This is a genomic window from Pseudomonas sp. PME37.24/025 (assembly GCF_055556615.1).
This window is the reverse complement of the sequence record NZ_JBVHNK010000014.1, coordinates 24913-37823: the sequence shown is the minus strand read 5'-3', so window position 1 is coordinate 37823 and position 12911 is coordinate 24913. Positions and strand designations below refer to the sequence as shown.

The following is a 12911-nucleotide window of genomic DNA, read 5'->3' as shown; positions in this document are numbered from 1 at the left end:
TTCAATGGCCTCCCGAACGTCGACTACGTCGCGACGACAGCCGGTCGATAAACAGATTCACACCGATGGTCAGCGTACCGATGGCCAGGGCCGGAATCACGATGGCCGGTGCTCCCTGATTGAGGCCACCGATGTTCTCGCGCACCAGGGAGCCGAGGTCGGCATCCGGCGGTTGCACACCCAGGCCCAGAAAGCTCATGCCGCTGAGCAGCAGGACGATGAAGCCGAAGCGCAAGCCCAGGTCCGTCAGCACCGGGTTGAGCATGTTCGGCAGGATTTCCACGCAGGCGATGTACAGCCGACGCTCGCCGCGAGTACGGGCCACTTGCACGTATTCCAGCGCTTCGATATTCACCGCCATGCTGCGGGCGATGCGAAATGCGCCCGGGGTGAAACTCAATACCGCCGTGCAGATCAGCAAGGTGACCGAGGAGCCGAAGGCCGAGACCATGATCAACGCCAGCATCTTGCTGGGGATCGAAATGAAGGCGTCCATCAGGCGACTGATCAACTCATCCAGCCACTTTGGTGAAACCACCGACAGCAACGCAAAGCTGGTCCCCAGACCGCTGGCCATTACCGCGGCCACCAACGCCAGGCCGACGGTGAATCGTGCGCCGACGAGGATCCGGCTAAGCATGTCGCGGCCCAGGTAATCGGTGCCGAACGGGTAAGCAGCGCTCAGGTTGTCGAAAACATTATCAGAGACCACTTCCCCCACCGGATGTGGCGCCAGCCACGGGCCGAAGATGGCCACCAGCAACCAGATCACACACATCGCGGCGCCGATCAGGCCGAGCCAGGACGATCCGTGGGAAACCTTGCCCAGCGCTAACTTGGTAGTAGCCGGCGATTTCACAATGAGATTGTTCATTGATTTCTCAGCCTCGGATTGGAAAGAATCGCGCACAGGTCGGCAATCAGCACCAACGTCAGATACGCCGTACAAAACAACATGGTGCAGGCTTGAACCAAGGCCATGTCGCGATTGGTCACGGCATCGACCATCAGGCTGGCGATGCCGGGGTAGTTGAAGATCGTTTCAACGATCACCACCCCGCCCAACAGGTAGGAAAGGCTTAAGGCAATAGCATTGGCGATGGGGCCGATGGCATTGGGCAAGGCATGGCGCAGGACGATCCGCATCTTGCTCACACCTTTGAGTCGGGCCATTTCCACGTAAGGACTGTCGAGCTGATCGATCACCGCCGCCCGGGTCATGCGCGCCATTTGCGCGACGATTACGCAGCACAGCGTCATCACCGGCAACGCGTAAGTGCGCATGAATTGCCAAGGTGAAGTGATGTCACTGGCGTAGGACAACGCCGACAACCAGCCCAGGTTCACCGCGAAAATCAGCACCGCCAGGGTCGCGACCAGAAACTCCGGCACCGCCACCATGGTCAAGGTGCAAAAGCTGAGGAAGCTGTCGATACGTCCGCCCCGGCCCATGGCCGAACCGATGCCCAGAATCAACGCCACCGGCACCGATACCAGCGCCGTGGCGGCCGCCAGCATCAGGGTGTTGGGCAGCCGCCCGGCCATCAAGTCGCTGACCGGCATGGCATTGGACACCGACACCCCCATGTCGCCGCTGAGCAGGCTTATCAACCAGTGCAGGTAACGCAACACACCAGGCTGATCCAGCCCCATTTTCAGGCGCAAGGCGGCCACTTGTTCCGGCGTGGCGAACTGCCCCAGAGACTGTTGCGCCGCGTCTCCCGGCAGCACCGCCGTGATGGCGAAGACCACCATGGACACAATCAACAAGGTCACGATCGCCGCGCCCAGGCGCCGGCCGATCAACCACAGTGTGTTGCTATTCATCACCCTATCCTCATGCAATATCGCTGCAGCAAAAACCCGACTTTCATCAAGCGTCCAGCCAGATCTGCTCGGCAAACATGTAGCCCATGAAACCGCCCAGAGGGTTGGTGCCGTAGCCTTTGACTCGCTGATCGGCACCATCGATGTTGCTGATGAACACCGGTACGCCGATACCGCTGTGCTCATGCACCAGGGTTTGCATGTCTGCGTACATCTTGCCGCGCTTGGCTTCGTCGGTTTCGCCTCGGGCTTGTACCAACAGCTGGTCGAACTGATCGTTTTTCCAACCGGACTCGTTCCAGGGTGCTGTCGACTGGAAGAACTGCGAGAAAAGCATGTCGGCATTGGGCCGCGGGTTGATGTTGCCGAAACTCAGCGGGTGCTTCGCCCAATGGTTGGACCAGTAGCCGTCGCTCGGCAGGCGGTTGACGTCGAGCTTGAGCCCGGCCTCTTTGGCTGACTGCTGCAGCAGCACAGCAATGTCCACCGAACCGGTCGCGGCCGGCGAGCACATCAGCGGCATGGTGATGCTTTCCATTCCGGCCTTTTTGAGCAGAAACTTGGCTTTTTCCGGGTCGTAGGCACGTTGTGGCAGGTCGGCGTTGAAGAAGCGCGCACCGGGTGCGATCGGGTGATCGTTGCCGACCCTGGCGTAGCCACGGAATATCGCCGACTTGATCTGTTCCCGGTCCAGCAGCAACTTCATAGCCTCGGTGAATTCCGGGCTTTTGCCCGGCAACTGGTCCTGACGGATGATCAGGTCGGTGTAGTTACCCGACGGCGAGTCCACGACCCGATGCTTGGTACTGGCCTTGATACGAACCGTTGAACGCGGGTTAACTTCGTTGACGATGTGTACGTCGCCCGACAACAGGGCATTGATCCGTGACGGCTCGTCGGCAATGGCGATGAATTCGATCTCGTCCAGATACGGCAAGCCGGGTTTCCAGTAATTGGTATTGCGCACACCAATCGAGCGCACCCCAGGCTTGAACTCCTTGGCCTTGAACGGGCCGGTGCCGATGCCCTGGCTGAAATCGCTCGTACCCTCGGGAACGATCAACATGTGTGAGATGGCAAGAACCGATGGCAGTTCAGCATTGGGGCCGCTCAACTGTATCTGCACTTCGTGGGTGCCGTTAGCCTTGACTTCGGCGAACTGCGACGCCAGCGGCAGGACCTTGGAACCGGTGATTGGATCCTTGTGCCGCAACAGAGAAAACACCACGTCGGCGGCGGTCAGAGGCTTGCCGTTGTGGAAGACCACTTCCTTGCGCAGAGTGATCACCCAGAGCGTGGCGTCAGTGGTGTCGATACGCTCGGCCAACTCCAGTTGCGGCACCATATGGCTGTCGAAACGGGTCAGGCCGTTGTAGAACATGTAATGGCGCACGTAGTCGGTGGACGATGAACCTTTGGCCGGGTCCAGGGTATCGGCGGTGGAACTGGACGAGCCTGCGACGCGGATACGACCGCCGGGTTTGCCTTTGCCAGGGCTTGCGGCCTCATCATCGGCAAACAGCTTGCCAGCGGCGCCGAACAGGCTGCCGGCGCCCGCGACGGCCACTCCTGCCAACCCCAGCATTTGCAATGCATTGCGGCGTGACATGCCGCGATTGAGCCCTTCGAAAATACGCAGACTTTCTTTCCCTGTGATCAACTGGGAGTCGATACTATTTTTGTTGTCAGTCATGTCAGTTCTACCTTTCGAAAAATGATAAGGCTCGAGTGCTCGCGATTAATCGTGTGTGGCTGAAACGTAAAGCAAATACCTTGAACTCAGTGTAGGTAGTCCTGCAGGCGGTAATACGCACCCACCAAGGGCAGGAACCAGGGCTTGCCGAAATGCCCGGGAATGGCTGGCCAGTCGAGTTCGCGCCAAGGATTGGCTTCGACCTTGCCGGCCATAACCTCGGCCATGACCTGCCCCATGTGCACCGACATTTGCACCCCATGACCGCTGTAACCCATGGAGTAATAAACCCCTCCATGCTGGCCGGCCCGGGGCAACCGATCGGAGGTCATGTCCACCAACCCACCCCAGCAATAATCGATTTTCACGGCAGCCAACTGCGGGAACATCTGCACCATCGCCGCTTGCAACACTTCGCCGCTCTTGGCGTCGGAAACGCTGTCAGACATGGCAAACCGCGCACGACCGCCAAACAGCAAGCGGTTGTCCGGCGTCAGGCGGAAGTAGTTGCCGATCATGCGGCTGGTGACATAGGAACGCCGTGCCGGCAGCAAGCTGTCGATCAGGGCCTGCGGTAGCACCTCGGTGGCGATCACGAAACTGCCCACCGGCACGATCCGCCGCCGATACCAGCCCAATCCGCCCTGCTGACATGTGCCGGTGGCCAGCAGAACCTGTTTGGCATGCAGCGAGCCCTTGGTGGTGTTGACCTGATAGCCGCCGGCACGGGCTTTCCAGTCCGTCACCGACACGCCCTGGAAGATCAACGCGCCGTGACGTGCTGCCGCTTCGGCCAGACCGACACCGAAGCGCCCGACGTGCATCTGCACGCCGTTGCGCTGCAGCAAGCCGCCATGGAACTCGGCCGAGTTGACTTCAGCGCGGGCCTCTTGCGCAGACAGCAACTCGACCTCGGCATCGACCTCGCGCCGAATCAATTCGCAGGTACGCGCCAGGCCTTCGTAATGCATCGGTTTGGCGGCCAGCTTGAGCTTGCCATTGCGCTTGAGGTTGCAGGCAATCTGCTCCTGCTCCACCAGCGAAACGACGCTCTGCACGGCGCTTTCATAGGCCAGGTAATAGGCTCGCGCTTTATCAGCGCCGAGGCTGGCGCTGAGCGCCGCGTAGTCCTGGGCAACGCCGGTGTTGCACTGACCGCCATTGCGCCCTGACGCCTCGCCAATTACCCGCCCCCCTTCCAGCACCACCACACTGGCCCCCTTCAAGGCCAGGGCCCGGGCCGCCGCCAGGCCGGTGAAACCACCACCGACGATGGCCACATCGACCTGCCCGGGCAACCCGCCGAGCTGGGCACCGGTGAATACCGGTGCGGTATCGAGCCAATAGGACTCACTGCCCATGTCTAACCCCTTTTGCCTTGAAGAGTGCCGTGAGACTCAGAGACCGACCAACCCGGCCAACCCGCCGATATCGGGGATCTGGTGGTAGCCATAGACCGCATTCGCCGGCTGTTCGTGACCACGGGCAACGAAGGCTTTGTTCTTGATCTTCATGTCGTGGGCAGGCATCAAGTCATAGCGAAAGCTTGAAGATACGTGCAGAACGTCCTCCGGCCCGCAGCCGAGGTTATCGAGCATGAACTCGAAGGCGGCCAGGCGCGGCTTGTAGGCCTGGGCTTGCTGGGCGGTGAAGACTTTATGGAAAGGCGCGCCGAGCTTGTCGACGTTGGACATGATCTGCTCGTCCATCGCGTTGGAGAAAATTACCAGCGGAATCTTGTCGGCGATTTTCGCCAGGCCGGCCGGCACGTCGGCATGTGGGCCCCACGTCGGTACGGCGTCGTAATAGAGTTGGCCTTCGCCTTTGTACTCAATGCCCCAACGTTTGCAGACCCGCGCCAGAGAGGTCTTGATAATCTCATCATACGGCCGCCAGTCACCCATCACCTGATCCAGACGATAGGCGGAGAAGTCCTTGACGAACTGATCCATTTGCCCGGCAGGGACACGATCGGCGAACAGTTCGCGCGTCATGTTTCCCATTTGGAAGTTGGTCAACGTGCCGTAGCAGTCGAAGGTAATAAACTTGGGTCGAAGAAAGCTCATGAGTGCAGTCCTGAATGATGGTTGAGGTCATGACGGGGCAAGCAGTTACTCCGTTCGAGAAGCATCGGGGCAACGCTGCATCACGAATTCATTACAACATCATGAGACCGTGCATAAATCGTTAAATGTGCAGGCTGCTTGGTACAAACCACCGTTTTGCAGGGCTCGCTCAGCAGACTGTGCGGGACGCTCCAGACTCGGGCGTTTCAGCGCTGTTTCTGCGCCTTATCGGGCAGTTATGGTGCGCTGACGAGCTCTGTTTAGCCGCAATCAAGCGGCGCAATCAAGCAGTTTGCTCTGGTTACTAAAAGCTATCGACTAGCGATCACGACCGCCAGCAAGAGGCTTTATCAGATGGGTTACTGACGTAAAAGGAGTCAAATTACGTTGGTGCAAAGTTAGCCTGGCAGATACAGCAGATTGTCCTTTGCAACCTTAAAGAACGGCATATTTTGTCTGGCCTGCTTTGTTAGCTTATTGAGAAGACTCGGCAGCCTTGCAAAGTCGCAAGACAGCCCGCCCTCTGCTGCTCGCAGTGCCTATTACCGCTCTAAGGAGCTAGTTGGATGACAACACAATCTTCGAATAGCTACAGCGTTGATCCGCAAACGTCTCACACGTTTTATATCAATGGCTGTTGGTCTTCCCCGGCAGTCCCGGCCAGTTTGCCGGTGGTCAATCCGGCAACTGAAGAGGTTGTTGCGCACGTCGCGCAAGGGTCTGCCGAGGATGTTGATCGGGCTGTATCAGCGGCTCGTGCCGCGTTTGCCGGTTGGTCTGCCACTTCGGCAGAATCGCGCGCGCTTTTCCTTGGGAAAATCCATGATCTGATCCTTGAACGAAAGGAGCTTCTTGCGCAGGCGATCTCTCTCGAAATGGGCGCAGCCATCGGTTCCGCCCGGGCCATGCAAGTGCCTCTTGCGGCCGAACATGTACGGGTCGCACGTGATCTGCTGTCCACCTACCGTTTCCAAACCGTTGAAGGCAGCACCGCGATTGAACGCGAACCGATAGGCGTTTGCGGTCTCATCACGCCGTGGAACTGGCCGCTTTATCAAATCACTGCGAAAGTCGCCCCGGCTATTGCGGCCGGCTGCACAGTGGTCCTGAAACCCAGCGAGCTATCACCTCTGAGCGCCCTTCTTTTTGCACAACTGGTGCATGACGCAGGCCTTCCACCGGGCGTGTTCAACCTGGTGAACGGAAGTGGTCACGAGGTAGGCGCAGCCATGGCAGCGCACCCCGACATCGATATGATTTCGATCACCGGCTCAAACCGGGCAGGCGCGCTGGTCGCACAGGCGGCCGCCCATACGGTGAAGCGTGTCACACAAGAATTGGGCGGCAAGTCACCGAACCTGATGCTTCCCGACGCCGACTTCGCCAAAGCCGTTCCGCTGGGGGTGATGTCGGCGTTTCGCAACGTCGGACAATCGTGCAGCGCCCCGACAAGAATGATCGTTCCAAAAAACAGACTGGCGGAGGTCGAATCACTGGCTGCCGCTACCGCCAATGCAATCATCGTTGGTGACCCGCAATCAGAAGAGACGGTACTCGGCCCCATTGCCAACGAGGCCCAGTTCAATCGCGTGCAATTAATGATTGAGGCTGGCTTGAATGAGGGCGCAAAACTCATTTGCGGCGGACCCGGACGCGTACCGGGTTATGAACAGGGCTTCTACATCCGACCGACAGTTTTCTCCGAAGTAGATTCCGCCATGCGGATCGCTCAAGAAGAAATTTTTGGTCCGGTGCTGTGCATCATCCCGTATGAAACGATCGATGAGGCGGTCGCTATCGCGAACGATACGGTCTACGGGCTGGGCGCCCATGTTCAGGCTCAGAACCTTGACCTTGCACGTGCCGTTGCCTCTCGTATCCGCGCGGGACAAGTGCATCTGAACTATCCCGCCTGGGATCCAACGGCTCCCTTCGGCGGCTACAAGCGATCTGGTAATGGTCGTGAATACGGTGTCTACGGCTTTGAAGAGTACCTGGAAACCAAAGCGATCATTGGATTTGGCGGATCGATAGAGACCTCTTCGCGCACGTAGATCCCGTTGCTTTGATCATTCACCAGGCGCTGGACAACCTGATCACTGTCATGAAGCTCTGAGCCCCGACCCGTTCCGCCCGATACATCTACCAGCGGAACGGGTCAGTGAATCAATGCACAAGGATCAGAACGTCACACTGGCGCTGAGTGTTGCCGTGCGCGGCTCACCGACATTGACTGCCAGTGGGGTGCCGGTAGAGGACGGGTAGTACTGTTTGTCGAACAGGTTGTCGACGTTGAATTGCAGCGAAGTCTTGTAGCCGAACATTGGTGTTTCCCAACGCACGAAGGCATCGGCCACGGTGTAGCTGCTCAGCCAGAAATCGTTGGCGTTGTTGGCGGCGCGTTCGCCGACGTAACGTGCGCCAGCGCCGGCATGCCAGGCCCCGAATTCCGCAGGAACATTCAGGTGATGGGTGAGGTACAGGCTCGCGGTGTGCTTCGGCGCATCGGCGAGGCGATGACCCTCGTCATCCGGGTCGTCGAGGATTTCCGTGTGGGTGTAGGCGTAGGTGCCGATCAGGTCCCAGCGCTCGGCCACACGCCCGGTGATGTCCAGTTCCAGCCCCTGTGAACCCACCTTGCCCGCCGCCTCCGAGAGGTTGACCCCTCCGATCGACTGGGTGGTCACGACGTTTTTCTTGACGATGTCGAACAGCGCAAGGTTGATGTTCAGCCCCGGCAGCGGGTCGTACTTCGCGCCGACTTCGTAGCTGCGGCCCTCCTCCGGATCGAACGTATGGCCGGCATCGTCGACTTGGGTATTGGGCTTGAACGAACGGCTGTAGTTGCCATACAGCGACAAGGTATCGGTGGCTTTGTAGACCAGGCCCAGAAACGGCACGAAGGCATCGCCGTTATCGTCGCGGTTGACGGTATAGCGGCTGCCGCGGCCCTGATCGCTGTACTGATCGTAATGCTGCTGGCGACCGCCGAGGACCAGGATCCAGCGGTCATCGAGGTGCCAGTTATCCTTGAAGTACACGGAGCTGGAAGTCAGCTGATTGCTCAAGTCACTTTGCGTGGCACTGATGAGGCTGGGCTCGGCCAAACGCCCATAAACTGGCGCGGTGATGTCGAAGCCTGACCGCGGGGTATTACGGTAGGTTTTGCCGCGAAATTGGTCGGACGCTTCGGTATCCGCGCCCACCAGCAGGTCATGGCGCTGGCCGAACAGTTCTTGCTGGCCGATGAAATCCCAACTGGCGTAACGGGTCTCATCATCGTAGTGAGCGCCGTTGGCGGCACGTCGCAGATTGTTGCCGGTCAATGAACTCGGCTGGGCAATCGAGAGGCTGTAGCGGTCGTTGTTCCAGCCGTAGGTGACGCGGGTTTTCCAATCGTCACTCAGCTGATACTCGAAACGCGCGGTGGCCACTTCACGGATACCGACGCTTTTGGCCCATTTTTCGTCGAGACGCTTGTCGTAGTCGATGTCCGCCGGGTGACCGTTGGTGAACACAGTGCCGCGGTCGAAGGGGTTGGAATAGTCGTTGTATTCGTAGCTCAGGGTCAGGCTGGCGCGGTCGCCGGTCCAGCTCAGCGATGGCGCGACCAGGGTGCTCTCGTTCACGCCGTAGTTGCGCCAGTAATCTTCATGGCCGCGTTCGGCAATCAGACGATAGGCCAGGCCCGTATCTCCCAGCGGCCCGGTGGTGTCGACGGCCAGGGTGCCGCCGCCTTCGCTATAGGCCGATCCGCTCAGGGTCGTGCTCTGGGTGTATTCAGGCTTCTTGCTGATCACGTTGATCAATCCGCCGGGCTCCAGCGCGCCGTACAGCATCGAAGCAGGCCCTTTTAGCACTTCGACACGATCCGTGGTGGCGCTGAAGTTGTGCCCCATATTGGAACGCACGCCATCGCGCAGGATCGAGCCGTCATCGTTGGTGCCAAAACCGCGCTTGACCAGTGAGTCGCGAGAGTTGCCCAAGGTATTGCCCTGGCTGACGCCGCTGACAAACTTCATGGCGTCGTCCAGCGAGCGCACCTGATAGTCGGCCAGGGTTTGCTGGGTTACCACATTGACCGATTGCGCCTCTTCCTTGATCGGCACAGTGCTTTTGCTCGCGGTGCTGGCTTGAGAGGTGGTGTAGCTCGTGTCTTGGCTGACGCGGCTTGCCTGAATATCAGTGGTCGGCAGTTCGAGGGGTGCCTGTGCCCACAGAGGGCTGGCAAACATAACGCAGGAGAGCGTTGGCAACGCGTTTTTCATGAAGACCTTGCGGCGGGCAAAGGGGTGGGGCTGGCTCAAGACGTCGCACTCGATGAGTTAGTAGTAACGATTCTCATTGTATTGTGCGATGTATTATCAGTAAATACCCCTGATGTAGTGGAAATGCGCGACGGTACAAAAGGCGTCTTCCGGGCAAAAAAAATGGACCTCTTTTAAGAGGTCCATTTTTTATGCCTGGTTGCCGCAAGCAGGCCTTGGCCGACCTTCATCCCACTCTACAAGCACTCATCCAGAAAACTCACCACTGTCCCCATGCAGGCAACCCGCTCCTCGACATGAGGCATGTGGCTGGAGTTCTCGAACAGCGCCCAACGAGCATTCGGAATCTGCTCCAGATAGGGTTTGACCACCGTCGGTGTTGCTTCATCGTAGCGACCGGAGATCACCAGCGTCGGCACGTTGATGTGCTGCAAGCGGTCGACAATGGTCCAGTCTTTCAGGCTGCCTATCACATGAAACTCCGTCGGCCCGCTCATGGCATGGTAAACGGTGGGGTCGGCATCGACCTGGGCAAACGTACGTGCGACTTCGTCTGGCAAGGGAAGGACGCGACACACATGGTTGTCGTAAAAAACCCTCGAAGCGTCCTGATAGGCGACCGCTTGAAAATCCCCTGTCCGCTCGTGCTCCAGCAATGTTTCATGTACGCCGGCGGGCAATAATTGACGTAAACGGTTGGCCTCCTCAACCCAGACGCGCATATCCGCGGGAGAATTGGCGGCAATCAAGGCCCGTAGCCCCGCAGGTTGCCGTACGGCGTGCTCACTGGCGAGCATACCGCCCCAGGACTGCCCCAGCAGCGCGTAATTGTCGCTGATCTCCAGATGATCCAGCAGGTTGTCCAGTTCATCGAGAAACAGCGCTACGTTCCAGAATGAGGCGTCTTTTTCTGGTAAGTGGGTCGAACGACCGTTACCCAGTTGATCGTAATGAACCACCGGATAGCCGCTCGCGGCGATGTCCTTGAAAGCGTCGACGTAATCATGCGTGCAGCCCGGACCGCCATGAAGAATCACCAGCGGCGTGTTTTTACCGTCGAAGTGACCCGTGACGCGGTACCAGGTCTGATAAGGACCAAAAGGTGCGAAGCCTTCGCGTGTTCCGATAGATTCCATTTCTTCGTGCCGCCCCTGAAAAACCGTACGGCACACAATAGCGGGATCCGACCTTCAAAATAACTAGAGAAATAGATAGGTTTTTGCCCTGTTTCAGCTATCGAGCAGTCGGTAGTGGGTGGCCCGAACCACGGCCTGGACCCGATTCTTGGCCCCGAGTTTATGCATGGCCGAGGTCAGATGGAGGCTGATGGTGGCCAACGAACGATTCAGTTGGCTGGCAATCTCGGCGGCGGTCAAGCCCTCAGCCGCCCATTTAAGACACTCGCGTTCACGTTTGGTCAGGTGAATGGGAGGCGTATGAGCCTCTTTGCCAAGCAACGGATAGGCCGCTTCCTGCAAGGCATGGGAAATCAGGCTGAAATCCGCCAGGGTCCGCCGGGCATCGCATAGGACACTGCTGTTGCCGGTACGCAGCCCGGTCAAGGAGGCAAAGCCGCCTCTGGGCAGATGAATCGGGACCGACACACCACAGGTCATCTGCGCGTCTTCCAGATAATTCACCACCGGCGCATGGCACTGACTGATGACCGGCTCCAACAAAGTGTCCGTCCCCGGTTTGTAAGACCAGACAAAGGGTGAAACACAATTGAGTGCTACCTGCTGAACCGGGTCGATCTGGTAGTAACCCTCTGCACACCAACGCGTATGCCAATCGGCTGGAGTGTTGCGCAGTTTGAGCACCGAGGGCGTGATCAACTTGCCCTCATGGTCCAGCGGCACCGGGCTGTAGTCGTACACCAAGGCATCAAAGCCCAGTTCCTCGGCCAATAGCATGGCGTTGTCCATCTGCTCATCCAGGCTCTTGCCCGACAACAGACGGGGATTGAGGTCAGACAGCTTGGTCTGCATCCATTGCGCTCCCTAATTAATTTCAATCCTGAAATTCAGCACGTAGAATGCCACGCCTCGGCGAGGGACTGCCAGACCAAAACCTATAACAAATACTAGCTTTTGGGCGCAGGACTTACTCGGTAAGGTTGAGCATTTGGTCAGCATCCGTACCGGCCAGCATCATAAAGGGAGCGTGCGATGTGGCGTGAAATCGAACCGGATCAGCAATATAACGTCGAAGTCGACGGCCACAATCTGGTGGTTTACAGCTTTGGCGAGGGCGATGAGGTCCTGTTGTGCCTCAATGGAGGCCCGGGCCTTCCCTGCGATTATCTGCGTGACGCTCATGGCTGGCTCAAGGACAAGGGGTTGCGCGTTGTCGCCTTCGACCAACTCGGCACCGGCGCGTCCGACCGGCCCGAAGACCCGTCCCTGTGGGACATCACCCGTTATGTCGCTGAGGTGGAAACCGTCCGTCAGGCCCTCGACCTGGGCCGGGTGCACTTAATGGGGCACTCCTGGGGCGGCTGGCTGGCGATCGAATACGCCATTCACCACCCTCACGCGCTCAAAACCCTGATTCTGGAAAACACCGTAGGCGATATCCCGCACCTGTCCCAGGAACTGGAGCGTCTGCGTGGCGCGCTGGGTAGCGAAACCGTGGCCATGATGCAACGCCATGAAGCCATGGGCACCCTCGATCACCCGCAATACCAAGCAGCGATCACCCTCCTCAACTACCGCCATGTCTGCCGCCTGGATGAGTGGCCGGCGCCGGTCACGCGCTCTCTTGGCGACTGGAACATGGGACCCTACACAACCATGCAGGGGCCGAATGAGTTTCTCTATGTCGGCAACCTGAAAAACTGGAATCGTCTGCAGGAAATGACCGATTTCACCATGCCGGTATTGATTACCACCGGCCAGCACGACGAACTCACACCGGCCTGTGCAATGCGCATGAAAATGGTGCTCAAGGATGCGTCACTGCATGTGTTCCCCAACAGCAGCCATATGCCCTTCTACGAAGAACCTCACGCCTACTTTCCGGTGTTGCTGGATTTCCTCCGGCAGCACCGAGGTTAGT

Annotated in this window: 10 protein-coding genes; 2 read left to right on the top strand and 8 right to left on the bottom strand. The window is 58.6% G+C overall.

Annotated elements, in window-relative coordinates; all coding sequences use genetic code 11:
- Position 1 precedes the first annotated feature (1 nt).
- The 5 genes from ACZ3HH_RS23785 to ACZ3HH_RS23765 form a co-directional block, all read right to left on the bottom strand.
- Positions 2-874 carry an ABC transporter permease gene (locus ACZ3HH_RS23785; protein WP_465808236.1) on the bottom strand — a complete coding sequence of 291 codons (873 nt, stop codon included), beginning with the start codon at positions 872-874 and terminating at the stop codon, positions 2-4.
- Complete coding sequence (locus ACZ3HH_RS23780; protein ID WP_465808234.1) at positions 871-1827, bottom strand: ABC transporter permease; 957 nt, start codon at positions 1825-1827, stop codon at positions 871-873. The genes ACZ3HH_RS23785 and ACZ3HH_RS23780 overlap by 4 nt, the downstream gene beginning before the upstream one ends.
- A 46-nt stretch (positions 1828-1873) precedes the next feature.
- Entirely contained in the window at positions 1874-3520 is a 1647-nt protein-coding gene (locus ACZ3HH_RS23775) for an ABC transporter substrate-binding protein (protein ID WP_465808232.1), read from the bottom strand.
- An 86-nt stretch (positions 3521-3606) separates the two neighbouring features.
- Positions 3607-4881, bottom strand: coding sequence for an NAD(P)/FAD-dependent oxidoreductase (locus tag ACZ3HH_RS23770; protein WP_465808230.1), 1275 nt, complete (start codon positions 4879-4881; stop codon positions 3607-3609).
- A 36-nt stretch (positions 4882-4917) separates the two neighbouring features.
- Positions 4918-5586: a haloacid dehalogenase type II gene (locus ACZ3HH_RS23765; RefSeq protein WP_007904415.1), complete on the bottom strand. Its 669-nt coding sequence runs from the start codon at positions 5584-5586 to the stop codon at positions 4918-4920.
- A gap of 566 nt (positions 5587-6152) precedes the next feature.
- On the opposite strand from ACZ3HH_RS23765, the gene ACZ3HH_RS23760 reads away from it, so the two are divergent.
- On the top strand, positions 6153-7640 hold the full coding sequence (locus ACZ3HH_RS23760; protein ID WP_465808228.1) for an aldehyde dehydrogenase family protein: 1488 nt from the start codon (positions 6153-6155) through the stop codon (positions 7638-7640).
- Positions 7641-7766: 126 nt separating this feature from the next.
- On the opposite strand, the gene ACZ3HH_RS23755 is transcribed toward ACZ3HH_RS23760, so the two are convergent.
- From ACZ3HH_RS23755 to ACZ3HH_RS23745, 3 genes are all read right to left on the bottom strand, one after another.
- Positions 7767-9893: a TonB-dependent siderophore receptor gene (locus ACZ3HH_RS23755; protein ID WP_465808226.1), complete on the bottom strand. Its 2127-nt coding sequence runs from the start codon at positions 9891-9893 to the stop codon at positions 7767-7769.
- Between the two features lie 197 nt (positions 9894-10090).
- Positions 10091-10990, bottom strand: a complete 900-nt coding sequence (locus tag ACZ3HH_RS23750) for a proline iminopeptidase-family hydrolase (protein WP_465808224.1) — start codon at positions 10988-10990, stop codon at positions 10091-10093.
- Positions 10991-11083: 93 nt separating this feature from the next.
- The gene (locus ACZ3HH_RS23745) at positions 11084-11842 is read right to left on the bottom strand and encodes a LuxR family transcriptional regulator (protein WP_465808222.1); all 759 of its coding nucleotides are present in this window, start codon (positions 11840-11842) and stop codon (positions 11084-11086) included.
- A 180-nt stretch (positions 11843-12022) separates the two neighbouring features.
- Here ACZ3HH_RS23745 and ACZ3HH_RS23740 point away from each other — a divergent pair, with 180 nt between their 5' ends.
- The gene (locus tag ACZ3HH_RS23740) at positions 12023-12910 is read left to right on the top strand and encodes a proline iminopeptidase-family hydrolase (protein ID WP_465808220.1); all 888 of its coding nucleotides are present in this window, start codon (positions 12023-12025) and stop codon (positions 12908-12910) included.
- The last annotated feature ends 1 nt before the right edge of the window (position 12911 follow it).